A 26,280-nucleotide genomic window follows, 5' to 3' on the forward strand; every position below is an offset into this window, starting at 1 on the left:
CGTGCTCAGCAAGTGACGAGTTCGGCGTGGCCAAAGCCCTTGGAATAGTCGAGCACGGAGATGACCGTAGGCATCACGCGAAATATGCGCACCTGCTCCGGCGTCGGCATCGGGCCTGGCAGCGAGACTTGCTCCGGATATTTCAGCGGCAGCATCCGTAGGACCTTTTCCGCTTCGGCCCGGTCTGCCACCGCCTGCGCGCGCGCCGCCATGGAAAGTCCGGTGATTTCCATCACCTGTGGCGTGTCGTGATCGATGGTCAAGGACACCCGATCGTCTTGCGCCAGATTCGCGGCCTTCTGGCTTTCCAGACCGCAGAGGAAGTAAAGGGTAAGGCCTTCGTTCACGTAGCCAACGGTCGTCGCCTGCGGCCAGCCGTCCGGCCTTAGCGTTGCAATCGTCATGACCCGATGCTGATCCAACAGCGTCTCGATCTTGTTCCTGATCTCTTCGTTCATCCGTTGTCTCCAACGTCATTGCTGACCGTGGTCATAGTAGGGGCCGTAGACCGCCACGCATTGACGCACATCAACGCAATGGCGGGCAAAAGTGCCTCGGCAGCGTTTGCTGGCGGAACGAAACGCAAATCAGTTGGGCCCGCTCTGCGACTCCAGCGGTAGCGCCGCGAAATGCCGACATTCAGCATAACTGAGGCGGACTCAGCGAGCGTGCGTACGCAACCTCAATTCCCCGGCCGACGGACGACAGCATTTGCGGTGAATCAATGCGCACGCCGTCCACTGCCTCCACAGATGTCGCAAGCGCTGGCATCCAGTGGCTCGACCCCGCCGCAAAGGAGGCGAATCTGATGAAGCTAATGGCATCTCTGTCTCTGGCGACATACCCGGAGGCGAACACACCAAAGATCGCGTCGAATGCAGTCGCAGTCGCCAAGCATATTGGAGCGACGCTGCACGCGGCCGCCATCAATGTCGACATTCCCGACGTTTCAAACGCTCTGTCGAGCTACCTGCTCGATCTTCCCAACAAGATCAGGGAGGCCGAAGCGACCAGTCGCAAGTTCGGCAAGAACCTGCTGGAAACAGTTGCAAAAGAAGCATTGCAGGGCGAAGTGAGCTTGACGACACAGGAGCTGGCCGCGCCACCGGCCCTTATTGGGGATACAGCGGCGGCGCAGGGCCGCTATTTCGATGTCTGCCTGGTCGGATGGGCTTCGGACAACCAGACGGCGCGAATGACGGCCGAGGCGATCGTATTCGGATCGGGTCGGCCGACCCTGCTGCTCCCTGACACCAAGGAAATCGGTGCCCTTGACCATATCGTCATCGCCTGGGATGGCAGTCGCGTAGCGGCACGGGCTGTTGCTGATGCACAACCGTTTCTGGAGCGTGCCTCGATGATCACGGTTGTGACCGTGACGGACGAAAAGCCGCTTCCGGGACAAGACATCGGTGAACGCCTTGCGCAAGGCCTGAGGATGCGCGGTCTGGCGGCCGAAGCCGCATCAATTCAGGCGGGGCGTCGCTCTATCGCCACTGCTCTCCAGGAGCATGCCCTCGAAATCGGCGGCAAACTATTGGTGATGGGTGGATACGGTCATTCGCGCGTCAGGGACTTCGTCCTCGGTGGGGCGACAGAAGGCATTCTCTCGGATTTGCGCCTGCCCGTTCTCCTATCGCACTAGGGCATGAGTGCCATGAACGTCAATCGCGACACGGATCCTGTCTTGCGCTTCCACGGCGCAGCCCACGGCGTTACCGGCTCTTGCTACGAGATCGAAACACCACGCGCGAGAATTCTCGTCGACTGCGGCCTCTTCCAGGGATCGAAGTCGGAGCGGGCTTTGAACTACGGCGCGTTTCCGTTCCCGCCGGACGCGATTGACGCCGTCATCCTGACGCACGCGCATATCGACCACAGCGGCCTTCTGCCAAAACTGGTCAAGCAGGGTTTTGCCGGGCCAATCCACACGACCCGAGCTACAATCGATCTTTGCTCGGTCATGTTGCCGGATGCGGCACATATCCAGGAAATGGAGGTTGAGCAGCTGAACCGCCGCAACGCGCAGCGTGGGCGGGCGCCGGTCGAGCCGATCTACAGGCAGAAGGATGCTGCAGCGTGTATGACGCTGTTTCGGGCTCTGGGATACGGCGAATGGACCACCGTCGCCGAGGGTCTTCGGGCCCGCTTCTGGAACGCTGGCCATCTGCTCGGTTCCGCCTCGGTCGAGCTCGAGATCGACCTGGAACATCAGAACACACCGATGCGCATATTGTTTTCAGGCGATATCGGACCCGGCCACAAGCTGCTGCATACCGACCCCGAGGGCCCGGCCGGTGTCGACTATCTCGTCTGCGAATCGACTTATGGCGACCGGGACCGCCCGGACGTTTCGCCTGAACAGCGGCGATCCATGCTCGGCGACGTGGTGCGCAGCGCTGCCGAGGCGAATGGCCCCCTTATCGTTCCCTCCTTCGCCGTCGAGCGGACACAGGAATTGCTGGTAGACCTCTACCTGCTCATGAAAGCGGGAGAGGTGCCGACTGCTCCGATCTTCGTCGACTCGCCACTGGCGACACGCGCCAGCACGATCTTCGAAAGACATGCCGACGACATCGAGCATGGCGACGTTCTGCGTCAGGCTCTCAGTTCACCCCAGTTGCGCTTCACCGAAACCATCGAGCAAAGCAAGGCGATCAACCGCCTGACCGGCTTTTTCGTCGTGATCGCCGCCAGCGGCATGTGCGACGCTGGGCGTATCCGCCATCATCTCAAAGCCAACCTCTGGCGCCGGAACGCCACCGTGATGATGGCCGGGTACCAGGCTCAGGGGTCGCTCGGTAGAATACTGCTCGACGGCGCGCAGCGTGTGCGCATCCAGGGCGAAGAGGTGGAGGTCAAGGCCCGCATCAGTCTATTCGATCTCTACTCCGGCCATGCCGACGCAAGCGAACTCGTCGCCTGGGCCTTGGCTCGAACTCCGGTCAAGCAGACGGTGTTCCTGACGCATGGCGAAGAAGAAGGCTTGGTCGGCCTCAGCGGCCGGCTGGCAGGATCAATGCCTTCGGACCAGATCATCATGCCGGAGCTGGATAACGCTTTCCAATTGACGTCCCACGGCTGTTTGCCGGTCGACGCCAACGAGCCGCGCCGCCTGAAGCCGGAAAAGATTGCCCGCCTCGACTGGCACAACGATCTTTCAAAGCTTCTCCTCGACGTCACCGAGGCCGTCAACACCGCGGCCGACGAACGGGGTCGCGCTGCAATCATAAGACGGATGCGCCGAGCGCTGGACGCGCCAGCACATGGTGCCTTCGCAAGTGACGAAAGCTAATCGCGCATCTTTGAATTCAATTCTCGTCATACAGCAAGTGCAAGGCAGCACGCTGGGACTCGAAGAAGGCCAAATGTCTCGATCCGCTTCATCGACTATTGCAATGCCCGGCCTCAGCGAGGCCGAAGCGCAGGCAAGGCTTGCCACCGAAGGGTTCAACGAATTGCCCAGGTCCAGTCGCCGGACGTCGTTGCGGATTGCTATCGAGGTCATGCGCGAGCCGATGCTTGCCCTGCTGTTGGGTGGAGGTAGCGTTTATCTGCTTCTTGGCGATCTCCAGGAGGCGTTGATCCTGCTTGCATTTGCCACCTTGTCTGTGGGGATTACCATTGTTCAGGAGGCGCGGACGGAGCGTGTCCTCGAGGCGTTGCGCGACCTGACAAGTCCGCGCGCCCTGGTAATACGCGATGGCGAACGCAAGCGAATTGCGGGCCGCGAGGTGGTGCGCGGCGATACGGTCGTGCTGGGCGAGGGGGATCGGGTTCCGGCCGATATCATGCTCATCCAGAGCCGGGATATCCAGACCGATGAGTCCTTGCTGACAGGCGAGTCCGTTCCGGTACGCAAGATTGCGGCCAGGGATGGCGATCTGCCAGCCGAATGCAGGCCGGGGGGTGACGACCTGCCTTTCGCGTTTTCCGGATCACTCGTCGTTCGCGGTTCAGGCATTGGCGAAGTTCTGGCAACCGGGCCGCTCAGCCAAATCGGTGCGATCGGGCAATCGCTTAGTACCATGGAAACCGAGGCACCCCGCTTGCAGCGACAAACAAAACGCCTTGTCGGCATCTTCGCACTGGTCGGCGGCGCCGTCAGCGTTCTCGCCGTCGTGCTCTACGGCGTTTTGCGCGGAGGATGGCTTGATGCGGTTCTTGCTGGCATCGCGCTGGGCATGTCGATGCTGCCCGAAGAGTTTCCGATGGTGTTAACGATTTTCATGGCCATGGGCGCCTGGCGCATCTCGCAGGCGCGCGTGCTCACCCGTCGTGCGGCAGCGATCGAGACGCTTGGCTCGGCAACTGTCCTTTGCACCGACAAGACCGGAACGCTGACCGAAAATCGCATGACAATTGCAGAACTGAGAACGCCCGATGGCAAACTGCTTCGCCTGCTGAACAACTCAAACACAGAGATGCCGGAGGCATTTTGGGAGTTGGTCAAAATCGGCGTGCTTGCCAGTGCCGAGATTCCCTTTGATCCGATGGAAAGGGCATTTCACAAACTTGCGCAAGAACGATTGCCCAAGCGCGCGGACAGTGCTGATCGGAAATTGGCCCGCGCCTATGGGTTGCGTCCTGAACTGTTGGCAATGTCGAATGCCTGGCAGTCGTCGGCTGAAGGCAGCGACTGCCTGATTGCCGCCAAGGGTTCGCCGGAGGCCATCGCGGCGCTCTGTCGTCTGCCTGCGGATCGTGTCGCGTTGGTCAAGGATGTAGTGGACGCCATGGCGACGGAAGGACTCCGCGTTTTGGGCGTGGCGCGTTCCAGTCATGCCGGCGATCGATTGCCTGACAAGCAGACTGGTTTCGATTTCGAATTCATGGGCCTCGTCGGACTTGCCGATCCCCTGCGTCCAGGGGTTCCGGATGCGGTGAGCAATTGCCGCTCCGCCGGCATCAGAGTGATCATGATCACCGGGGACTATCCCGCGACCGCCAGAGCGATCGCCCGCGAGGCCGGGCTCGACTTCAACGATGTCGTCACCGGTGAAGAGCTCAAGACACTGGATGACGCAGCCCTGTTAGCTCGCGCAAAAACCGCAGCGGTGTTCGCGCGGATTATGCCCGAGCAGAAACTGGCAATCGTCAGAGCATTGAAGGCCAATGGCGAGATTGTCGCCATGACGGGAGACGGCGTCAACGATGCTCCGTCGCTGAAAGCCGCAAGCATTGGCATTGCCATGGGCGGTCGCGGCACGGATGTCGCGCGGGAGGCGTCGTCCATCGTCCTCCTCGACGACGACTTCGGGTCAATCGTCAAAGCCATCCGGCTGGGGCGCCGCATCTACGACAACTTGCGCAAGGCAATGGGCTTCATTCTTGCCGTGCACGTACCGATCGCGGGGCTGGCCCTCCTTCCCTTGCTGTTTGGGCTGCCCATCCTGTTCGGGCCAATTCACATTGCCTTTCTGGAGATGGTGATCGATCCGGTCTGCTCATTGGTCTTTGAAGCAGAAACCGAGGAAGACGACACGATGAGGCGTCCGCCGCGGGATCCGGAGGCTGCGCTCTTCTCGCGCTCGTTGATCGCGTGGAGCGTTGTGCAGGGCCTGCTGGCATTCGCGCTTGTTGCGGGCATCTTCCTCTTCGCCTTGCACTGGGGAATGCCGGAAAATGAGATTCGCGCCCTGACGTTCTTCTCGCTGGTGTTGACGATCGTTGGGCTTATTTTCGTCAACCGCACGTTCAGCGAGTCGCTGCTTACTGCGTTAATCCGGCCAAACAGATCGCTTGCTCTCGTCGTCGTGGTGGTTGCTGCGGCGCTGGGCGGGACACTTGTCTGGCCACTCGCAAGTGGCCTCTTCCAGTTCGGACCGCTGCATCTGGACGACCTCGCCGTCACGTTTGCGGCTGGGTTGGCAGTGCTGGTCTGCCTCGAGATCCTCAAACATTTCTGGCGGGAGGGGCTGAAAGCCTGATTACTGGTGGAAGTATGACCGCGGTTTCGAGCAGCGCGAACGCCCAGCTTGCGCAATGCGCGAGCGATGCAGCAGCGGGCGGCCTTCGCCGAGCAGGTGATGAACCGAAAGTCGCGCGACGCGTTGGTGCTCCATGGCTAAGGCGGGATCCGCGGGCTTTCGCAAAATGAGACAACGGAGCCAAATCAGATGACCGAACATTCGGCAACAACAGTCAACAACAAACGGATGTCCGACCAGGAGTTGCACGACGTTGACGCTTATTGGCGCGCCGCCAACTATCTGACGATCGGGCAGATCTACCTGCTCGACAATCCTCTGCTTCGGGAGCCGTTGAGGCTGGAACATGTCAAGCCGCGGCTGCTAGGGCACTGGGGGACTTCGCCGGGCCTGAGCTTCATCTACGCCCATCTCAACCGCGCGATACGGCTTCGAGATGCAAACATGATCTATGTCTGCGGCCCGGGCCATGGCGGTCCGGCCATGGTCGCCAACACCTATCTCGAAGGCATCTACAGCGAGCTCAATCCCGACATATCTCTGGACGAACAAGGCATGCGCAAGCTGTTCCGGCAGTTCTCTTTTCCGGGCGGGATTCCGAGCCATGCTGCGCCGGATGTCCCGGGCTCGATCCATGAGGGTGGCGAATTGGGCTACGCGCTTTCTCATGCTTTTGGTGCAGCCTTCGACAGTCCGGATCTCATCGTCGCCTGCGTGGTCGGCGACGGCGAGGCGGAAACCGGGCCGCTTGCCAGCGCCTGGCATTCCAACAAGTTCCTCAACCCGGCGCGCGACGGCGCGGTGCTGCCGATCCTGCATCTCAACGGCTACAAGATTGCTAATCCGACGATCCTCGCTCGCATCCCCGAAGACGAATTGCGCGCTCTGTTCGTCGGCTACGGCTACGAGCCACTGTTCGTCGAAGGCCATGAACCGACGCCAATGCATGAGAGGATGGCGGTTGTGATCGACGATGCGCTGGACCGCATCAGGGCAATCCAGGACGAGGCTCGCGGCGGTGGCGCGATTGCACAGCGCCGACCCTGGCCAATGATCGTGCTGCGAAGCCCGAAAGGCTGGACCGGTCCGAAGGAAGTCGACGGGCTGAAAACCGAAGGCTTCTGGCGCGCCCACCAGGTTCCCTTGTCCGGCCTTGCGGAAAACCCTGAGCATTTGAAGATGCTCGAAGAGTGGATGAGGAGCTATCGGCCTGAAGAACTGTTCGATGCAATGGGTGCGCCTGTGGCCACGATCCGTGCCACTGCTCCGCAAGGCACGAGGCGCATGGGCGCCAATCCGCATGCCAACGGCGGCTTGCTGCGCCGGTCCCTTGAACTGCCCGGCCTACGGGATCATGCCGTTTCCGTCGAGCGACCCGGCACCGTTAAGGCCGAGTCAACGCGCGTGATGGGCAACTTCCTGCGCGCCGTGATGGAACTGAACGATGCCGCGAAGAACTTCCGCATCGTCGGCCCGGACGAGACGGCTTCGAACCGCCTTCAGGACGTGTTTGAGGTTACCGAGCGCGCCTGGATGGAAATGATCCTGCCTGAAGATGTTCATCTCGGGCGCGACGGCAGGGTTCTGGAAATTCTCTCGGAGCACACCTGCCAAGGCTGGCTCGAAGGTTACCTGCTGACCGGTCGGCACGGCTTCTTCTCATGCTACGAGGCGTTCATCCACATCGTCGATTCTATGTTCAACCAGCATGCGAAATGGCTGGATGCATGCCGCGATATTCCTTGGCGGCGATCGGTGGCGTCGCTGAACTACCTGTTGTCGAGCCATGTCTGGCACCAGGAGCACAATGGCTTCAGCCATCAGGATCCCGGCTTTATCGATGTCGCCCTCAACAAGAAGGCCGACATAGTACGCGTCTACCTGCCGGCGGACGCTAACAGTTTGCTCTGCGTGACCGACCATGTGCTGCAGACATGGGACCGCATCAACGTCATCGTGGCCGGCAAGCCACCGTCATGGCAGTGGCTTTCGATGGAAAAGGCGATCGTTCACTGCAAAACAGGTATCGGCATATGGGATTGGGCCTCGACGGACGGCGGGGCGGAGCCGGACGTGGTCATGGCCTGCGCCGGCGACGTTCCAACCCTGGAGACGCTGGCGGCTGTCCAGATACTCCGGCAACATCTTCCGCAACTCAGGATCAGGGTGGTCAACGTGGTCGACCTGATGACGCTGCAGCCTAGGGAGCATCACCCGCACGGGCTGTCGGATCGCGACTTCGATGCGTTGTTTAGCACCGAAAAGCCGATCATCTTTGCCTACCATGGCTACCCTTGGACTATCCATCGTCTGACCTATCGGCGCACCAACCACGACAATATTCACGTGCGCGGCTACAACGAGGAGGGCACGACGACGACGCCTTTCGACATGACGGTTCTGAACGGCCTGGACAGATATCATCTGGTGCTGAGTGTCCTTGACCGTATCCCTGAGCCGACCGGGGCGCATGTCGGACTGAAACAGACCATGGAAGGCAAACTGATCGAGCACCGAGCCTATATCCGCGCCCATGGGCAGGATATGCCGGAGATCCTCGGCTGGAAGTGGGAGCAGTAGCCGGTGGAAATCAGTGCGCCCAGCGGATCGGCAGTCCGTGTCCGTTGGCGGGCGCGGCGGACAGACCATGAATGACCCGATTCTTGTCCTTAACGGTGGCTCGTCGAGCCTGAAATTCGCGGTGTTTCAGCAGCGTGACGACCTTCACCTGCTGGTGCGCGGCAGCATATCGTCAATCCGGCAACGTCCACGGCTGCACGTCGCTCCGACGGCGCTGTCGTCCGGGATCGATCGGAGCTTGGGCGCAGGGTCGATCAATATCGCCAGCGCATTCGAAGTCGTGGGCTCCTTGCTTGCGGACCGCGGACTCCTACGTCAGATCGGCAAGGTCGGTCACAGGATCGTCCATGGCGGACAGAATTTTTCCAAAGCAGCCATCCTTGATGCGGAGACGACGAAGGCCTTGCATCTGCTCGAGCCGCTCGCCCCGATCCACCAGGCCATCAATCTCGAAATCGTCAGCTTGGCAGCTCGGCTTTTGCCTGACGCTCTCCAGGTCGGATGCTTCGATACGGCCTTCCACGCGCGGCGGCCGGAACTTGCCAAGCTCTATGGCTTGCCCCGCGAGTTCTCGGAACAAGGCGTGGTTGCCTACGGCTTTCACGGACTTTCCTTTAGCCACATCGCAACGAAACTTCGCAGCCGCTACGGCGCGAGCGCCGGGGGCCGGGTGATCGTTGCCCATCTGGGCAGCGGAGCAAGTCTATGTGCGATGAAGACAGGGGCAAGTGTCGCCACCACTATGGGGTTCTCAACGCTTGATGGCCTCATCATGAGCACACGTTGCGGCACGGTCGACCCCGGCGTGATCCTGTACCTGTTGCAGGACCAAAAGCTGTCATTGGATGAGCTGTCCAACCTTCTCTACGAGGAATCCGGTCTGCTGGGTGTCTCCGGCATCTCGGGGGATATGCAGACACTGCTAGGCTCGAGCGACCCTGCAGCCGCGCGAGCCGTCGATCTCTTCATCTATCGTGTCGGGCGCGAGATCGGGTCACTTGCCGCGGCCCTTGGAGGTCTCGAAACCCTCGTCTTCACCGCGGGCATTGGCGAGCACGCACCTGTGATCCGGCAAAAGATCTGCGAAGCCGCCGAATGGCTTGGCGTTGCGGTCGACAATGATTTGAACCAGAACGACGAAGAATTGGTCAGCAGCCCGCAGTCCCGCGTCGACGTCCTTGTCATTCCCGCAGACGAGGAAGCCGCGGTCGCCAGGGAAATCCTCGACGTCTGAACAAGAGCTTCGCTGCGGCCTGCATCTGCGCGAGACCGGTCGCTACCGGGGCAGGGGGGCGCCGAGCTTTCGCCGAACCAGGAGCAGAGTCGGGTCGTCGGGGTCAGTGGTGACAGTGAATCCCATGTCGCGCTCAAGCTCGATTGCAGCACGATTCTCACGGCTTTCGATCGACTCGATTGTCTCGAGGCCGATCCCGTCGGCATACCTTGCGATATAGGCAAGCAGTTCCCAGCCGACGCCAAGATTCTTGCGGTCCTGGCGAATGCAGATAGCGACTTCGCCGCGCCGGTCGGCAGCGTCGCTGGCGAGCGTCGCCACTGCGATCAACGCTCCGTCGGTCGAGAACGCCAGAAAGTTATTGATATGCGGATCGTCGGAGCAAGTCATCGCTACCAACCGTTCATGCGAGACCTCTTTCACTCCGCCGAGAAAGCGGAAGCGCAGATCTTGCGGCGTCACATGGGTGAAGAACTCCGCCAGGGTGGGCTCATCTTCGGGGCGTGCGCGGCGTACATCGAAGCGAAACCCGGTATGCGTGGTAAGCGTGCTAACCATCGTTATATATGGTCTCCGATCCGAGGTTGTGCTGCGGCGCCGTTGTCGTGTCTCTTTCTAAGGCGCGCGCCCTCACTCACTCATGTACTGAAGCGCGTCCTGCTTGACGATTTCTATGCTGCGCAGGTTCAGCAGGCGGATGACGCCCTTGTCCTTCAGCCGGGTGAAGACTCGCGACACGGTCTCGATTGTTAGGCCGAGATAGTCGCCGATATCCACGCGAGACATCGGTAGATCGACCTGCTGCAATCCGCCTTGCCGCTCTGCCATGTCGACCAGGAACGCGGCCACCCGTTCGATGGCATTCTGGCGACCGAGGACCAGGAGGTGTTCCTGCGCCCTGGTCAAACCTTTGAGGGCCAGGGGCAGCAACTGGCGGGAGACATCCACCCCGGCAGCGAACCGATAGACCCGGATGCCGGTCGCGTTGATTGCTTCGGCGAAGAAATGATGTGTCGTGTCGGCTTCGAAACCGAATGTCTCGCCAGCTAAGTGGAAGGCACTTATCTGCCGGCGACCGTCGGCAAGGAGGCGATAGATGCGGACGGCGCCGAACTCGACCTGGTAGAGAGCTCCGGCCTTTTCCCCCTGCGCATAGATTTCCGAACCGGCCTGGAAGAAGTTGATGGGCTGCAACGGCACGCTGTCCAGAACTGCCGGCAGGCTCGACTGTGGCACGTGTGGCGGCAGTGAAATTGTGGAGGTCGTGTGAGCGTACATGGCTGCTTCTCCGTGATCCGTGGCAACAGCTATCGCGCGAATCGGCGGGCAGCGAAATTCGGTTATGTCCCTACGGGAAACTACTTAGTGGGGGCACCCAGACGACATTGCATCCGCCGAGGATGGCATGGCGCCACCGCTTGCCTCAACGCCAAAAAGACGGACTTTGCGATGCTGGCATGAGGAGAGCTGGCTGCATCGCAATTGCATCATCAAGGTGGTCGGCGCAGGCCGCGGGGGCAGCATTGTTGGGTGTGCTCGAAGCCCGCACCGACCGAGGCGGCAGGGGCCGCCCTGGTTGGCGCTACAGCATATGAGAGAAGCCGGAACCTGCCCGAACGCCGAACTTGTCCTTATGCACATACTTAGGTTCTGCGCGCCTAAATGGATTGAAAATATCCATGGTAAGATTTGATTCAACTCAAAGCGCGGGCGCCCCGGAGGTTGTTGAAAAGCCCTGTCGCTAAATGATCGGGGCAGGCCGCCATGTATTTTCCGCAATTCTGGTGGGCATGCTCGTGACGTCGTTTGTCGTGGCGATCTGGACCGGTGTGGAAACAGATTCGGGTTGGGTTGCACTCGGTTGGGCTGTGCTCACACTGGTCGTCCTGCAAGTTGGATATGTCGTCCTGATCATTAGCTTGATGCTCAACCAGATACCGAAAACGGGAGCGGCGGCCTCGGCTTCGGCGAACCCGGCGCCACCGCTCCACGGAGACGGGGTCTCGCTTTAGGCGCGCGAAGCACGAGGGTTCTTGGACCGCATGCGGTCCCATTGACTTTGTTAGCGCCGTCGTTTGACTGGCAGGGCGAGCTTGCAAGGTCCACGATGGAAACGAATGCGCATCGCGATCCTGTCTGACATCCATTCCAACCGCGAGGCGCTCGATGCGGTTCTCGAGGTGGTTGGCGAGCGCGGATGGGACGAGTTGGTATTGCTTGGCGATCTGGTTGGCTACGGACCCGACCCAGTCTATGCGGTCGAGACGGCTGCGGACCTGGTCGATCGAGGCGCGTTCTGCGTCATGGGAAACCATGACGAAGCGATAGCCTTCAACAAGGGCGGCTTGACGGAGAATGCTCGGATCGCGGCCAGTTGGACGCGTGAACGCTTGACCTCGGCGCATGTCGATTTCCTGGCGCGTTTACCGGTGTCGTTAACGTCGGAAGGCCGGCAATATGTTCACGCCAGCGCGGAAAGGCCGGGAAAATGGCTATACATCCGCGACGTGGATTCAGCAGAGCGCTGCCTGTCTTCAAGCGCGGCCCGTTTCGTCTTCTGCGGCCACACGCATATCCCGGCCATCTACTACGCGCTGCCAGGTCGCCGGCCGATCTGCTTTCAACCGCTGGCCAATGTGGCTGCGCCGTTATCCGCGGTCGGACGGCTCGTCGTGAACGTCGGAGCGGTCGGCCAGCCTCGCGACGGCAATCCGGCGGCCTGCTTGGCCCTCGTCGATACGCAGCGGCACGAGGTCTCCATGATCCGTGTGCCTTACGACTACGAAGAGACCGCCCGAAAGATTGCTGACTTTGGGTTGCCGGCATGGCTGGGGACGCGATTGAAGATCGGACGATAGGGTTGGAGACGATCTGGTGCAGCGGTTTGAGTCAGGGGCAATCATTGATGGTTTCGAACTGGTCGAACGACTGGCGTCCGGCGGCATGGCCTCGCTCTGGCGCGCAAACAGCCCGCAGTTCGATTTCCCGCTGGTGTTGAAAGTCCCTTTCCTGGATCCGGGAGGCGATGTCTCCGTCATACTGGGCTTCGAGGCGGAAGAGTTGATCCTCAGGCGCTTGTCAGGTCCGCATGTACCCCGCTTCGTGGCCTCAGGAAGCCTTTCACAAATTCCTTTCATAGCCATGGAGTTCGTGGCCGGCACAAGCCTGGCGCAGTTGATCAGCAATGCGCCACTGCCAGCTGACGAGGTCGCCAGGGTCGGCTCCGAAATTGCCAAGGCGCTCGCCGCCCTGCATCGCCAGAAAGTGGTGCATCTCGATCTCAAGCCCGAAAATGTCGTTCTTGCCGAGCGCGGCGCGGTGCTTCTCGATTTCGGACTCGCGCGGCATGCAGAGCTTCCCGATCTTCTCGGCGCGGAAAGCTCCGTGCCGATGGGCTCCGCCGCCTACATTGCCCCCGAACAAGTGCTTGGCGAAAGAGGCGACCCTGCAAGTGATCTTTTTGCGCTTGGCTGCATTCTTTACCAGCTGACAACTGGCGAAGAGCCGTTCGGCCGGCCAGCGACTTTCGCCGGAATGAAGCGAAGGCTCTACCACGCCCCCAGGCCACCACGGGACCTGAACGGAACCATTCCGCGGTGGTTGGAAGCAATCATACTGCGGTGCATGGAGGTGGACAGATCCAAGCGATATGTCGATGCCGCTCACGTCCTGTCCGATCTAAGGAACCCCGATCAGGTGGTGGTGACGGGGCACTTATCTCGGAGCAAGGGAATTTGGGCCACGATCCTCGGTCTGTTTCGCAAGACGGACGAGCGGTCGCTTGTCGGAATGCCGGCAGACCCCAGGCTTCAGGCCGGACCATCAATTGTTTTGGTCGCCGTCGATCTGGCCAACGGAAACGATCCGCTGGCACAGGAGGTGCTAGGCGAAACCGCGCGCGTCCTTGGCTCGCGAGAAGATTCGTGGCTGGCCTGTGTGACAGTCCTGAAGACCGAGATTATCGGCGACACGCTCGCGGTGGACGAGTCGGGCCGTTCGGAATATTTGAAGCGGCTGGTTGCACTGAAGGATTGGTCACGTCCACTCCATCTGCCGGAGGATCGCATCAGTTATCATGTGTTGGAGGCGGTCAGCCCCGCCGATGCGATCCTCAACTACGCAGAACACAACGATGTCGGACATATTATTGTCGGCGCACGGGCTTCTTCAGCAATTCGCCGGCACCTCGGCAGCGTTTCGACCAAGGTGGTAGCACAGGCGCTTTGCTCGGTTTCGGTCGTGCGACTGAAAGCGATTGAGGAACAAGGGCGCCAGCACAGCGAGGATCGAAGGCCGGCCGCGATCTCGCCGTTAGTTCGAGAGCAATCGATTGATTGATCCCTGTCTCAGCAGGGAGCGCGTCATACCGCCAAAGGCCCACTCACGAACCCGGCTGTGACCATAGCCGCCGGCGACCACAAGTTCGGCACCCATCCCACGGGCGAGCTCGGTGACGGCATCACAGGCGTAGTCAAGACCGACGTCTAGAACCTCCGATCGTGCTTTCACGCCGTGTCTCGTCAGGAACCGGACAACGTCGTCGACAGTTTCTCGTGCATTGCTCAGGTTCTGTTCCTCGATCGTCGCCACGAGCACATCCCGTGCGCCGGTCAGAAAGGGCATTGCATCGGTTACTGCGCGTCGAGCCTCGCGAGTGTCCTTCCACGCCACCAGAACCCCTTTGGGGTCGGGCGGAACCAGCTTGTCAGCCGCAAGCAGCACGGGTCGTCCAGCCGACAGGACCAAACTACCGGCATCGACTATGCGGTGGCGGTCGCTGGCGACGCCCTTTGCCAGATTTCCTGTGACGATGAGATCGGCGGCGCGAGCATGCGTCGCGAGTAGACGTGTCGGATCTCCGATCTCCTCGCACCAGGACGCTCTGTCTCCGACAATGGACAGGAATTCTTCCCTTACGATTTTCAGGCGATCCTCGATTTCCGCCCTACGTTGACGCATTATCTCCGCCGCTGCCGCGCCGCCTTCGTCACCTGAGACAAACACATAGGCATCGGCCGCGGCGAAACCGACCAGCGTGGCCTCGAACCTTCGTGCCAATTCCCGCGCATACATCGTTCGCGGCGCTGCCGGTGAATCGATATCGAGTTGAACCATTATGGTGTTGAAAGTCATTTTCATTCCTCCTGGACCCATCATCACGAATGCGGCGAGGCCAGTCCTTGCTCTGGTGTAGGCAAAAGCCCGCAAGCCATGCGGTGCTCGGGCATGATCGTCCCTTGCTGTCGTGGTCGGGACCTACATCGTCATTTCCGGTTCCAGCGAACGTTCTTTGGCCGGCTCTGGAAGCTCGGTCATGGTCGCTTCGGTCAACAGCAGAACACTGGCAACCGAGACGGCATTCTCCAGAGCGATCCGAACGACCTTGGTCGGGTCGACGATGCCGGCTTCGGCCAGATCGACATATTCCTTCCTTCCCGCATCGAAGCCGAAATTGCCGGTGCCTTCGATCATCTTGGCAATGACGACGCCACCGTCGACGGCAGAATTCTCAGCGATCTGCCGGACTGGTGATTCAAGCGCGCGCTTGAGTATCTGCACGCCGGTCCGCTCGTCGCCTTCGCAATGCTGCTCCTCGTCGGCCACGGTCGCGATGCAGCGCAGTAGGGCAAGTCCGCCGCCTGGAACTATGCCTTCGGCGACCGCGGCTTTGGTGGCGCTAATAGCATCGTCGAGGGCTTCCTTCTTCGACTTCATTTCGGCCTCGGTCGGCGCGCCGACCCTGATGACGGCGACGCCGCCCGCAAGCTTGGCCAGCCGCTCCTGCAGCTTTTCGCGATCGTAATCGCTGGTCGTGTTCTCGATCTCGCGCCGGATCTGCTCCACGCGACCCTTGATTGCCTTGGCGTCTCCGCCACCGCCGATGATCGTCGTGTTGTCCTTGTCGACTACTATCCGCTTTGCACGCCCCAACTGCTCCATCGTGACATTTTCCAGTTTGAGACCGAGATCCTCGGAAATGACCTGTCCCCCGGTTAGGATGGCGATGTCCTGCAGCATGGCCTTGCGGCGATCGCCAAAGCCCGGCGCCTTGACGGCACAGTTCTTGAAGGTGCCCCGAATCTGATTGACGATGAGGGTCGCAAGCGCCTCGCCTTCCACTTCTTCGGCGACAACCAGCAAAGGCGAGCCCGACTTGGCCACGGCTTCCAGCAACTTGATGAGATCGTTCAGGGAAGCGATTTTCTTCTCCACGATCAGCACCAGCGCGTCTTCCAGGACCGCTTCCATCTTCTCGGGATCGGTCACGAAATACGGTGACAGGAATCCGCGATCGAACTGCATGCCCTCCACCACTTCCAGAACCGTTTCCGTCGTTTTGGACTCCTCGACCGTGATGACGCCTTCGCCGCCAACTTTTTCCATCGCCTCGCCGACCAGTTGACCGATGAGCGGGTCGTTGTGCGCTGAGATCGTTGCGACTTGCTCCTTCTCGCGTCGAGTCGAGACCGGTCGGGATATCTGCTTGAGTGTCTCGATCGCGCGTTTGGTGGCGCGATCAAGGCCTCGCTTGATGTCGATCGCGCTGGCGCCGGCGACGACGTTGCGAACGCCATCGGCAAATATCGCTTGAGCGAGGATGGTCGACGTGCTGGTGCCGTCGCCGACCATATCGCCGGTCTTCTCGGCTGCCTGTCTCAGCATCCTGGCGCCGAGATTTTCTTCCGGGTCCTTCAGGTCGAATTCCTTGGCGATCGTCACCCCGTCGTTGCAAACGATCGGCGCACCCATTTTTTTTCGATCAGTACAGACTTCGAGCGCGGCCCGAGCGTCACGCGCACGGCATCGGCAAGCTGGGTCGCGCCGCGAAGAATTTTTTCGCGCGCCGCTGAACGGAACAGTACCTGTTTGTGAGCCATGGCCGTCTCCGAAATCTGTTAGCCAGTTTCAGCTAAGCAGGCATCCCGTCGGTCGGCCTTGATACGCATCAATCGCGATCCCGGGCCATGAGCGCCGTGAGGTCCATCCAATCGGGGGCGACCATGCAGACGAATGAAACGTCCCGATAGGACGCTAGCGTGAATACGGTTCTCTGTCGCCCGAGGTTCAATCCCGAGGACTAGGACGGTCAGGAATTGCACTAACTGCGCGCACTTGGGCTGGCCTCCAACCATGTGCCGCGTTCACCTCTGACAATTTCGACGGCGTCATCGAGCTTGCCGATCGCGGCAGGCCTGCCTGTTGCTTCAACGAACTCGATTGCAGCGCTGACCTTCGGCCCCATGGAGCCGGCTGCAAAATCCTGTGCCGATATCTCTGATGCATTAACTCGTCGGAGCGCACGAGCAGCAGCGGTGCCAAAATCGACGTACACAGCGTCGACGTCAGTCAGCATGAGCAGCATGTCGGCCTTCAACTGGCGCGCGAGAAGCGAACTTGCCAGATCCTTGTCGATGACGGCCTCTATTCCGCAAAGGCTGCCGTCGTCTCGCGCTATCACCGGGACGCCGCCGCCGCCCGTGCAAATGACGATGACGCCGCGTTCGACAAGGAACGAGATCACCGATGCTTCCAGAATCTCGAGCGGCTTGGGTGACGGCACGACGCGACGCCATTTGTCGCCATCGGGTGCGATTTTCCAGCCACGCTCGCTCGCAAGCCGCTGCGCGGTTGGCGCGTCGTAGACCGGGCCTATCGGCTTTGTCGGGCGGCCGAAGGCCGGATCGTGCGGGTCCACCTTCACCTGCGTCAGCAGCGTTGCGAACAAGCTCTGCCTGAGGAGATTGCTTAGTTCCTGTTCGATCACGTAACCGATCATCCCGGCGCTCTCGGCGCCGAGCACGTCGAGTGGGAACGTACTGCCGTCCGAAGTCGCTGCGGCCTGGAGCGCAAGCAGGCCAACTTGGGGGCCGTTGCCATGCGTGATCACAACCGAGTGCCTGTCGCCGACCAGAGCCGCCAACACGGAAGCGGCGCGCACGATGTTGGCGCGCTGGTTATCGGCAGTCATCGGTTCCCCGCGCCGCAGCAGCGCGTTGCCGCCGAGCGCCACGACGATCAGCATCTCAGTTGCCGATCGTGGCGACGAGCAGGGCCTTGATCGTATGCATGCGGTTTTCGGCCTGGTCGAAGACGATCGAAGCACCCGACTCGAACACTTCGTCGGTGACCTCCATGCAGCCGATGCCATATTCGCGCGCGATGAAAGCACCGACCTCCGTGTCGGTGTCGTGGAATGCCGGCAGGCAGTGCATGAATTTGACGTGCGGGTTGCCGGCTGCGGCCATCACGTCGCTGGTGACACGATATGGCGTCAAAAGGCGAATGCGTTCGGCCCAACCGGACTTGTCCTCACCCATCGACATCCACACGTCGGTGTAGATGAAGTCGGCGTCCTGGACGCAGCCTGTCACGTCATCGTCGAGCCGGAAGCGGCCACCGCTGCGTTGCGCCAGCTCCCTGACATGCGCGCAGAATTCCTCATCCGGCCAAAGCTCCCTCGGCGAGGCGATGCGCATGTCGATGCCGACTTTGGCTGCTCCCAGCGCCAGCGATTGCGCGACATTGTCGCGTCCTTCGCCGACAAAGGCGACAGTCATGTCCGAGAGATGCCTGTGCGTGAACTCGCGCATGGTCATGAGATCGGCGAGGATCTGCGTCGGATGCGCCTCGTCGGTGAGGCCGTTATAGACGGGCACGCCGGCGTGTGCGGCAAGCAGTTCAGCCTGGTGTTGGCCGAAGCCGCGATACTCGATCGCATCGTACATGCGGCCTAGCACTCGCGCTGTGTCCTTCATGGATTCCTTGTGGCCGATATGGCTGCCAGTGGGGCCGAAATAGGTGACATGGGCGCCCTGATCATAGGCCGCCACCTCGAATCCCGTTCGGGTGCGTGTCGAATCCTTCTCGAAGATCAGCGCGATGTTCTTCCTGACAAGACGCGGTATCTCGTGCCCCGCGAGCCTGGCCGCCTTGAGGTCAGCGGCCAGTTTCAGGAGAAAGCGGATCTCGTCGGCCGTGAGATCGTCGAGCGTGAGCACCGAGCGGCCGTGAAGGTTGATCGACATCGGGAATTTCCTTTCCGGTCACATCGGATCGCGGGCAATCGGGCAGGTCATACAGTGGCCGCCGCCCCGACCACGGCTGAGTTCAGCGCCTTCAACGGTGATCACTTCAATCCCGGCGCGGCGCAGAAGCGTGTTGGTGTAGACGTTGCGGTCGTAGCCGATGACGACGCCGGGTTCGACGGCAACGACGTTGTTTCCGTCGTCCCATTGCTCGCGCTCGGCCTCGTAACGGTCGCCGCCCGTAGCAATGATACGCAGCGATTTTAGTCCAAGCGCTTCTGCAACCACTGCGGTGAAAGGTTCTGTCTCATCCGTGACCTCGACTGCCGCCTCTCCATCGCCCGGTCGCAACGAGAAGGTTCGCAGGCGGTCGACCACCGGCGGGTACATGGTCACCAGGTCGCGGTCGCAGAAGGTGAAGACAGTGTCGAGATGCATGAAACTGCGGTCCCGCGGCATCAGGGCTGCGATGACGCGTGTCGCTTCACCGGCCGCGAACAGGCTGCGCGCGAGGTCGCCCACTGCTTGCGGCGTGGTGCGTTCTCCCATTCCGACAAGCACCGTTCCGCCGCCGATCGGCATCACGTCCCCGCCTTCCAGACTGGTGCCTGCTCCCAAACCTGGCGACACGAAGGGGAGGCCGCTGTCGCGAAAGCGGGGATGGAAGCGGTACACTGCCTCTACGTTGGCCGCCTCCGGTCGCCTCGCCGGCCAGTACATCGCGTTGACCGAAACTGATCCGTAGATCCAGCAGGAACTGTCGCGCGTGAAAAGCTGGTTCGGTAGCGGCGGAAGCACGAAGTCCTGCTGAGCAAGGGTCCTTCCGGTCAGACCCTTGGGCTGGAAAGGAAGCTCGGCGCGGGCGATGCCTCCGACAAGATAGGAAGCCAACTGCTCCGATGGCATCTCGTTTAGCCATCCACGCAACTCGTCGACCATATCCAGTCCGACGACACCGGGATGGACCCGGCGATCGAGAAGCCAGTCGCGCGCCTTGCTGATGGTCATGGTCTCCTCAAGGAGCTCTCCGAAGGAATGCACCAGCACGCCTCGTTCGCGCAACGCATCGACAAAGACGTCATGTTCCTGGCGCGCCCGCTTGACCCACAATACGTCGTCGAACAGCAGCGCCTTGCAGTTCTCAGGCGTGAGCCTGCGAAGGCTGAGATCCGGTCGATGGACCATCACCTCGCGCAGGCGGCCGACTTCGGAATGGACCCCCAGGCTTGTCATCGTGCGTCCTTCAGAGCGGGCTGATAGCGCCGGTCCACATCTCGTAGACGGCCAGCATGGCGACGGCGACGAGAGCTGCAGCGACAGCAGCCTCTACGGGATGGAAGACGCGCTGGTTGGTCTCGCGACGTGCCCAGACGTAGAAAATGATGCCAGGTGCATAAAGGATAGCGCACATGAACAGATACGCCGGTCCGGCCGCATAGACGAGCCACAGACCATACACTGTCGCCAATGCGCCAGCGAAAAGGGGACCAGCGCGTTGCTCGCCGCTGTCGTAGCTCTCCCCGGTCAAGGCGAGCTTGGCCGCGTACGCCCCGGAGAAGATGTAAGGTACGAGGATGGCTGCCGACGCGATGTAGAACAGCGCCTGGTAGGTGCTTTGCGCGAAGAGAGTGATCACCAGGAAAGCCTGGACGAGCAAGTTGGTGATCAAGAGCGAGGTCGCCGGCACGCCGCGCTCGCTCTCCTGGCCGAAGAATTTCGGCATCGTCCCATCCTTACCGGCGACATGCGGAATCTCGGCGGCAAGCAATGTCCAGCTCAGGAAGGCGCCGACCACCGACACGACAAGCGCGATGTTGATGAGGATGGCGCCCCAGGGACCGACAACCGCCTCCAGCACCCCGGCCATTGAGGGGTTTTTCAGCGCGGCGAGTTCAGGCTGGCTGAGGATACCGAGCGACAGCAGCGAAACCAGGGCATAGAGCGCAAGGCAGGTGAAGAACCCAAGAACGGTTGCCGTGGCGATGTCCTTGCGACGCTCGGCACGTCCGGAAAACACGCTGGCGCCCTCTATGCCGATGAACACCCACAGTGTCACCAGCATCGTGCTTTTTACCTGCGCGGTAATCGAGCCGAGGCTTGCATTGCCAAGCCCATAGAAATCGAGCGACCAGACATTCAGCTTGAAGGCGACGGCGACGACCCCGATGAACAAGACGATCGGGGCGATCTTTGCCACCGTGACAATGAGATTCACCACTGCGGCCTGCCGAATGCCGGCGAGGATCAGCACGTGGATAAGCCACAGCAGGATCGATGCGCCCAGCACCGCCTGCCAGGTGTTTCCATCACCGAAAGCCGGAAAGAAATAGGACAGGGCACTGAATACGATCACGGCATAGGAGACGTTGCCGACCCATGCGCTGATCCAGTAGCCCCAGGCGCTGTTGAAGCCGATGAAGGGACCGAAGCCCGCCTTGGCATAAGCATACGGACCCGCATCGAGTTCGGGCTTGCGGGTCGCCAGCGATTGGTAGACGAAGACCAGCGCCAGCATGCCGACCGCAGTGATCGCCCAGCCAACGAGGATTGCGAGAGGACCTGCGCCAGCCGCCATGTTCTGCGGCAGGCTGAAGACACCAGAGCCGACCATCGAGCCGATCACAAGTGCGGTAAGAGAACCCAATCGAAGCTTGGTCGATGCCGTTGTCGTGACTTTTTGGATCGGGATATCGATCCCAGCCGTGGCCATAATGCTCTCCCCAATTTGAAAGACGCTTGATGGGGAGTATTGAACAGGAAAATGGGTCGGCAGCTTTGATGCGGGTCAAATACCTCATCAATAGGCCGCTGCCTCGAATAGAGCTAGGTGCGGGAGCAATCGCACCAGCGTGGTACGGCTCGAGATGCTTCAAAATTCGTCGCGATTGATCCCAGTCAACGCGCCGGGTCGCACAACCTCCACAGTCGTGATCGAGCAGGCCACTATGGCCGCATTCGACAGGAGGCAGGAACATGAACGATAACATTTTGAGACAGGACATTGTCGATGAGCTGGAGTTCGAGCCCAGCATCGACGCCGCCAATATCGGCATTGCCGTCGAAAATGGTGTGGTCACCCTGACCGGTCATGTGTCGACATACGCGCAGAAGGCAATTGCCGAAAATGCGGTACTGCGCGTCAAGGGTGTGAGGGGCATCGCACAAGAGATCGAGGTGCGGCCCTTCGGCGCCAACGTGACAACCGACGACGAGATCGCGAAGCGGGCTCTCAACACGCTCGCATGGAACACGGTCATCCCTGACGAGGCGGTAAGGATCAAGGTGCAAGGTGGCTGGGTGACGCTCACCGGCAATGTGGAGTGGCAGTACCAGAAGACCGCCGCTGGTGCCGCGATTCGGTATCTGGCAGGCGTACGGGGTGTCTCCAACGATATCGAGGTCAGACCGCACGCATCGGTTGCCGATGTGAAAAAGCGTATCGAAGATGCACTGAAGCGCAATGCCGAAGTCGAGGCGAAAGCAATAAGCGTAAAGGTGTCCGACGGTAAGGTTACGCTGGAAGGCAAGGTCAGCAGCTGGGCCGAACGTCGCTCGACGGAACGGGCCGCCTGGGCAGTGCCCGGCGTTCGCGCGGTCGAAGACCACATCACCATCGCCTGATGTTTGGCACGGAAGTGAAGCGGATCTTGATCCGCTTCCTTTCTTTCTGCGGCAATCGTGGAGTCCGTCATGAAAGCGATGTTGCTCGAGAGCGCAGGCACCCCGTTGAAGCTGGTCGACAAGCCCGATCCAATGCCTGGAGCGAGTGAGATCAGACTGAAGGTCGAGGCTTGCGCGGTCTGCCGGACCGATTTGCATGTCGTTGACGGTGATCTGCTTTGCCCGAAACTGCCGCTCGTACCAGGCCATGAAATCGTTGGTATCATTGACTTGGTTGGTGAAGGCGTTGCCCCGTCCCGGCTTGGGCAGAGGGTGGGGGTGCCTTGGCTAGGGCACACATGCGGGCACTGTCGCTATTGTACTGAAGGCAGCGAAAATCTCTGCGATCAACCGCTATTCACCGGTTACACGCGAGACGGCGGGTTCGCCGGCTATGTTGTTGCCGATGAGCATTTTGCCTTCGATCTCGACTCGGATGCTGACCCTGTATCGCTGGCACCTTTGCTTTGCGCCGGTCTCATCGGCTGGCGATGCCTGAAGGAGGCTGGCAATGGCCGGCGGCTGGGCATCTACGGCTTCGGCGCCGCCGCGCATATCGTCGCGCAGATTGCGATCTGGCAAGGCCGTGAGATTTTCGCCTTCACGCGACCGGGCGACAAGGAAGCGCAGGAATTTGCGCGCTCGCTGGGCGCCAGTTGGGCCGGCGGTTCGGATGAACTACCAGCCCACCCGCTCGACGCCGCAATCATCTTCGCGCCTGTGGGTGGCCTGGTGCCAACAGCGTTGTGTGCCGTGCGCAAGGGTTGCCGGGTGGTGTGCGGCGGCATTCACATGAGCGACATTCCAGCGATGCCGTATGGCTTGCTTTGGGAGGAACGGGAGTTGGTGTCGGTTGCGAACCTAACCCGCCGCGACGCAGAAGAGTTCTTCCCAATTGCGACGAGTGCTCAGGTTCACACACATACAAGGGTCTATCCGCTGGAGCAGGCCAACCAGGCACTGGACGATCTGCGTGTCGGGAGACTGACCGGCGCAGCCGTCCTGGTTCCGTGACAACGTACGGTCAACGAGCGCTATTTGGCCAGTCGGCCGAGTTTGCGCATCTGTCCGATCCATTTCGCCCGGGTCGCGTCACTGCTGCCGGCAACCATGCCGAACAAGGTCTCGCGCACCGGACTGATGCCGGCAAAACGCAGAACGCTCCGCCGCATGCCCGCAACGCCGTGGCTGAGGAACCAAAGCCGGTAGACAAAGGACGGCATGCCCATCGTCACCACGACCCGAGCAGAGCGGCCGCGAAGCATTGTCCTGGGCAAGCTCCCACCCTTGTCCGGGTAAGCAAAGGCAGTTCCCGGCCGCATGACCTGCTCCAGAAATGCCTTGAGCAAAGCCGGCATGGTCCCGAGCCAGAGTGGGAAGACAAACACGATATGCTCCGCCCACACGATCGCTTCAGCGGCATGCTTGAGGCTGTCGGGGACCGCGCCGTGTTCGAATTCCTGCATTGTCCGCAGCATTGGAAAATCAATTGCCGCGATATCTATCTGGCGGACGCTATGCTGTGCCTGTTCCGCACCTTCGGCGTAGGCCAGCGCAAGGGAGCGACAGAGCCGGTCGGGGGATGGGTCGGGATGACCGACCACAATGAGGATGCGCCGCGACATGGTCTGCACCTGGGGAGCCTGGCGTGGCGGTGTTACGGCCGTTCGACCCGCGCGACCTGATAGGTGTGCATGGCTCCGTTGCGTTCGATCGAAACATACTCGCCTGTCACGAAACGTTCGTCGCCAAGATGAAAACCGATCTCGTCATCGCGATCGCCTTCGGCATAGTCGAAATACCATTGCCCGCCCGGCTTGCGCCTCAGACGGCCGATCAAGTCGTCCTCGCCAGTGCGAAAACGGCGCACGCGGCAGGCGGCCCGGTGCGATTTCCATTCTTCCGCGTCAATCCTGCCTTCGCCGGTCAAGGGAGCAAGTACATCATAGCCTTCCTCGCGTTCCCCTTCCGGGTGACCCTTCTCGCGAGCAAGCAGCAACCGTACATGGCGGAATTTCGGGGTGAGGTCCTGCAAATTGGTCATGGCGAACTCCTTTGAGGTGATCCATAGCGCGGCCACGGGGGCTAGCCTTGATCCGTGTCAAAGGAGAGTTGCAGTTCTCGTTAGAGCAGAAGCGTGGTGAGATAGCCTGCTGCCGCAGCGACCAGGGTGATGCCAGCCAGAGGCAACCAGAACCTCACGGGACCAGCAAATGCCGCCAGGGCCAGGCGGCCGATCGCGTTTGCAGCGAGTGCTGTCAGCACCGCCAGGCCGACTGCCTCAACGGAGACCGAATGCTTGACCAGACGCAATGCGCTCAGCACTGAAACGTCGACATCGAACATGCCCGCAAGCGCCGAGCTCGCCAGCAAGCCGCGTCCTCCGAACTGAGCTGCCAATGCAGCGCTCGCGGTCGAAACGATCGCGAAAAGCATCGCAAACAGCAGCAGCGGGCCCAGTTCAAATGGATTGCGCGCTGATGTGCCCTTTTCTGGATCTCGGCCATGGTTGGCCAGCAAGAATATTCCGCTTATGGCGAAGGCAAGCGACGCGGCAAGGGCCGGCATGCCGACCGTGGCCAATACGCTTGGCTCGATGGCCAGAACCACAGTGCAAACGCGCAAAATCGAAACCATCGCGGCAAGCGAAGCAGCGCCCGCGAGCGGCAGAGGACTGGCGGCGGAAGCGGCACTACTAGCAAGCGTCATGGTCACGGCGGTGGAAGAGACGACTGCACCGGCGAGCGAACTGACGAGCAGGCCGCGCGTGCCACCGAGGACGCGGACGGCCACATAGCCGGCGAAGGATATCGAGGCCATCAGCACTGTGAGGAACCAGACCTCCCAAGGGTTGAACCCACCCCATGGGTCCATCGTGCGATTTGGCAGCAGGGGGAGGACGATCGCGGTCATCACCGCAAGCATCAAGGCCGAACGAAGCTCGAGCCAGGTCAGTCGCCGCAAGAGGCCGTGCAGGATTTCGCGACTGGCAAGGACGGCAGCGAGGGCTGCACCGCCAGCAGCCGCGGCCCGATAATCTCCGGCGACCGAAAGCGCACCGAGCGCGAAGACGCCGAGGCCGGCGATGACGCTCGTAACGCTGAAATCCTCGTCGTGGGCCGCCTCGCGCGCCTTGTACCAGGCGAAGATTGCCGCAAAGGCGATGAATCCGCCGACCAGAACGGATACCGCGCCGAGCGCGTTGGCCAGCGCTGTCACAATGCCGCCGAGCAGGCCTGATATGCCGAACGTTCGAATGCCGGCCGTCCGGCTGCGATCGGGGGCGTCGCGCTCCCGCCACCCGCGCTCCAATCCGACGAGCAGACCTATTGCCAAGGCGAGTCCGAGTCGGGCTATGAGCGTATCCATGAGGTGACGGCTTTCAGGCTGTGACCATCGGCAGGTGGTCGCGAACCCACCTGACGATTTGCCCGGCAGTCATTGCGCCGGAGACGCGCGCAACCTCTTGCCCGCCGTGGAACAGGATCGTGGTAGGGATGCTGCGGATACCGAGCCTGGCAGCGACGACCTGCTGCCTGTCGGAATTCAACTTGATCAGCCGAACACGCGGCTCCAGTTCCTGCGCTGCCGCTTCATAAGCCGGTGCCATCGCCTTGCACGGGCCGCACCAGGGTGCCCAGATATCGACGACAACGGGAAGGTTGCTTCGCGTGATCTGTCGATCAAAAACCTGAGCATCAACGTCCTCTGGGTGACCAGAAAACAGCCTGTTCGCGCACTTTCCGCATTTCGCATCCGTGGCATTGCGGGCTGGCGGCAGACGATTGACCCCGCCGCATTTGCTGCAAACCACCAAATTCTGCTGCGCCATGGTTATCCGTCCGTCCTC

General features: G+C 61.0%; 21 protein-coding genes and 1 pseudogene. 9 read left to right on the forward strand and 13 right to left on the reverse strand.

Annotated elements, in window-relative coordinates; all coding sequences use genetic code 11:
- Positions 1 to 5 precede the first annotated feature (5 nt).
- Positions 6 to 458: a pyridoxamine 5'-phosphate oxidase family protein gene (locus A6B35_RS08305; RefSeq protein ID WP_006201059.1), complete on the reverse strand. Its 453-nt coding sequence runs from the start codon at positions 456 to 458 to the stop codon at positions 6 to 8.
- A gap of 266 nt (positions 459 to 724) precedes the next feature.
- Here A6B35_RS08305 and A6B35_RS08310 point away from each other — a divergent pair, with 266 nt between their 5' ends.
- The 5 genes from A6B35_RS08310 to A6B35_RS08330 all read left to right on the forward strand — a co-directional run bounded on the left by A6B35_RS08310 (position 725) and on the right by A6B35_RS08330 (position 9,744).
- Positions 725 to 1,645 carry a universal stress protein gene (locus A6B35_RS08310; protein WP_006201057.1) on the forward strand — a complete coding sequence of 307 codons (921 nt, stop codon included), beginning with the start codon at positions 725 to 727 and terminating at the stop codon, positions 1,643 to 1,645.
- A 12-nt stretch (positions 1,646 to 1,657) separates the two neighbouring features.
- Positions 1,658 to 3,295 (forward strand): MBL fold metallo-hydrolase, encoded by a 1,638-nt coding sequence (locus A6B35_RS08315; protein WP_006201056.1) that lies wholly within the window; start codon positions 1,658 to 1,660, stop codon positions 3,293 to 3,295.
- Between the two features lie 73 nt (positions 3,296 to 3,368).
- Positions 3,369 to 5,930, forward strand: a complete 2,562-nt coding sequence (locus A6B35_RS08320) for a cation-translocating P-type ATPase (protein ID WP_040582356.1) — start codon at positions 3,369 to 3,371, stop codon at positions 5,928 to 5,930.
- 189 nt (positions 5,931 to 6,119) lie between these two features.
- On the forward strand, positions 6,120 to 8,510 hold the full coding sequence (locus tag A6B35_RS08325) for a phosphoketolase family protein (RefSeq protein WP_006201052.1): 2,391 nt from the start codon (positions 6,120 to 6,122) through the stop codon (positions 8,508 to 8,510).
- A gap of 67 nt (positions 8,511 to 8,577) precedes the next feature.
- Complete coding sequence (locus tag A6B35_RS08330) at positions 8,578 to 9,744, forward strand: acetate/propionate family kinase (RefSeq protein WP_006201051.1); 1,167 nt, start codon at positions 8,578 to 8,580, stop codon at positions 9,742 to 9,744.
- 42 nt (positions 9,745 to 9,786) lie between these two features.
- Here the strand turns inward: A6B35_RS08330 and A6B35_RS08335 are convergent, their stop codons facing one another.
- Together A6B35_RS08335 and A6B35_RS08340 are read right to left on the reverse strand one after the other, a co-directional pair.
- Positions 9,787 to 10,302 carry a GNAT family N-acetyltransferase gene (locus A6B35_RS08335; protein ID WP_006201050.1) on the reverse strand — a complete coding sequence of 172 codons (516 nt, stop codon included), beginning with the start codon at positions 10,300 to 10,302 and terminating at the stop codon, positions 9,787 to 9,789.
- A gap of 72 nt (positions 10,303 to 10,374) precedes the next feature.
- The gene (locus A6B35_RS08340) at positions 10,375 to 11,022 is read right to left on the reverse strand and encodes a helix-turn-helix domain-containing protein (RefSeq protein WP_006201049.1); all 648 of its coding nucleotides are present in this window, start codon (positions 11,020 to 11,022) and stop codon (positions 10,375 to 10,377) included.
- A gap of 839 nt (positions 11,023 to 11,861) precedes the next feature.
- Between A6B35_RS08340 and A6B35_RS08350 the strand changes: the two genes are divergently transcribed.
- The gene (locus tag A6B35_RS08350) at positions 11,862 to 12,602 is read left to right on the forward strand and encodes a metallophosphoesterase family protein (RefSeq protein WP_006201047.1); all 741 of its coding nucleotides are present in this window, start codon (positions 11,862 to 11,864) and stop codon (positions 12,600 to 12,602) included.
- Positions 12,603 to 12,618: 16 nt separating this feature from the next.
- Positions 12,619 to 14,082, forward strand: coding sequence for a bifunctional serine/threonine-protein kinase/universal stress protein (locus A6B35_RS08355; protein ID WP_006201046.1), 1,464 nt, complete (start codon positions 12,619 to 12,621; stop codon positions 14,080 to 14,082).
- Here A6B35_RS08355 and A6B35_RS08360 read toward each other — a convergent pair.
- The 6 genes and pseudogenes from A6B35_RS08360 to arcD all read right to left on the reverse strand — a co-directional run bounded on the left by A6B35_RS08360 (position 14,056) and on the right by arcD (position 21,480).
- Complete coding sequence (locus A6B35_RS08360) at positions 14,056 to 14,877, reverse strand: universal stress protein (RefSeq protein ID WP_006201045.1); 822 nt, start codon at positions 14,875 to 14,877, stop codon at positions 14,056 to 14,058. The two genes, A6B35_RS08355 and A6B35_RS08360, sit on opposite strands and share 27 nt — an antisense overlap.
- Before the next feature lie 123 nt (positions 14,878 to 15,000).
- Positions 15,001 to 16,622, reverse strand: a pseudogene (gene groL, locus A6B35_RS08365) (chaperonin GroEL).
- A 221-nt stretch (positions 16,623 to 16,843) separates the two neighbouring features.
- Positions 16,844 to 17,767 (reverse strand): carbamate kinase, encoded by a 924-nt coding sequence (gene arcC, locus A6B35_RS08370; protein ID WP_006201042.1) that lies wholly within the window; start codon positions 17,765 to 17,767, stop codon positions 16,844 to 16,846.
- A gap of 1 nt (position 17,768) precedes the next feature.
- On the reverse strand, positions 17,769 to 18,770 hold the full coding sequence (argF, locus tag A6B35_RS08375; protein ID WP_006201041.1) for an ornithine carbamoyltransferase: 1,002 nt from the start codon (positions 18,768 to 18,770) through the stop codon (positions 17,769 to 17,771).
- A gap of 18 nt (positions 18,771 to 18,788) precedes the next feature.
- The gene (locus tag A6B35_RS08380) at positions 18,789 to 20,003 is read right to left on the reverse strand and encodes an arginine deiminase (protein ID WP_006201040.1); all 1,215 of its coding nucleotides are present in this window, start codon (positions 20,001 to 20,003) and stop codon (positions 18,789 to 18,791) included.
- A 10-nt stretch (positions 20,004 to 20,013) separates the two neighbouring features.
- Positions 20,014 to 21,480, reverse strand: a complete 1,467-nt coding sequence (arcD, locus tag A6B35_RS08385; RefSeq protein WP_006201039.1) for an arginine-ornithine antiporter — start codon at positions 21,478 to 21,480, stop codon at positions 20,014 to 20,016.
- Positions 21,481 to 21,743: 263 nt separating this feature from the next.
- Here arcD and A6B35_RS08390 point away from each other — a divergent pair, with 263 nt between their 5' ends.
- Both A6B35_RS08390 and A6B35_RS08395 read left to right on the forward strand, forming a co-directional pair.
- Positions 21,744 to 22,391 (forward strand): BON domain-containing protein, encoded by a 648-nt coding sequence (locus A6B35_RS08390; RefSeq protein WP_006201038.1) that lies wholly within the window; start codon positions 21,744 to 21,746, stop codon positions 22,389 to 22,391.
- Positions 22,392 to 22,460: 69 nt separating this feature from the next.
- Positions 22,461 to 23,444 (forward strand): zinc-dependent alcohol dehydrogenase family protein, encoded by a 984-nt coding sequence (locus tag A6B35_RS08395; RefSeq protein ID WP_006201037.1) that lies wholly within the window; start codon positions 22,461 to 22,463, stop codon positions 23,442 to 23,444.
- Between the two features lie 20 nt (positions 23,445 to 23,464).
- Here the strand turns inward: A6B35_RS08395 and A6B35_RS08400 are convergent, their stop codons facing one another.
- The 4 genes from A6B35_RS08400 to trxC all read right to left on the reverse strand — a co-directional run bounded on the left by A6B35_RS08400 (position 23,465) and on the right by trxC (position 26,262).
- Positions 23,465 to 24,055 (reverse strand): NAD(P)H-dependent oxidoreductase, encoded by a 591-nt coding sequence (locus tag A6B35_RS08400; protein ID WP_006201036.1) that lies wholly within the window; start codon positions 24,053 to 24,055, stop codon positions 23,465 to 23,467.
- Positions 24,056 to 24,087: 32 nt separating this feature from the next.
- On the reverse strand, positions 24,088 to 24,474 hold the full coding sequence (locus A6B35_RS08405) for a hypothetical protein (RefSeq protein WP_040582389.1): 387 nt from the start codon (positions 24,472 to 24,474) through the stop codon (positions 24,088 to 24,090).
- Between the two features lie 80 nt (positions 24,475 to 24,554).
- Positions 24,555 to 25,799: an MgtC/SapB family protein gene (locus A6B35_RS08410; RefSeq protein WP_006201034.1), complete on the reverse strand. Its 1,245-nt coding sequence runs from the start codon at positions 25,797 to 25,799 to the stop codon at positions 24,555 to 24,557.
- Between the two features lie 13 nt (positions 25,800 to 25,812).
- Positions 25,813 to 26,262 (reverse strand): thioredoxin TrxC, encoded by a 450-nt coding sequence (gene trxC / locus A6B35_RS08415; RefSeq protein ID WP_006201033.1) that lies wholly within the window; start codon positions 26,260 to 26,262, stop codon positions 25,813 to 25,815.
- Positions 26,263 to 26,280: the final 18 nt, after the last annotated feature.

Source organism: Mesorhizobium amorphae CCNWGS0123, from assembly GCF_001686985.1.
In the GTDB taxonomy this organism is placed as follows: Bacteria; Pseudomonadota; Alphaproteobacteria; order Rhizobiales; family Rhizobiaceae; genus Mesorhizobium; species Mesorhizobium amorphae.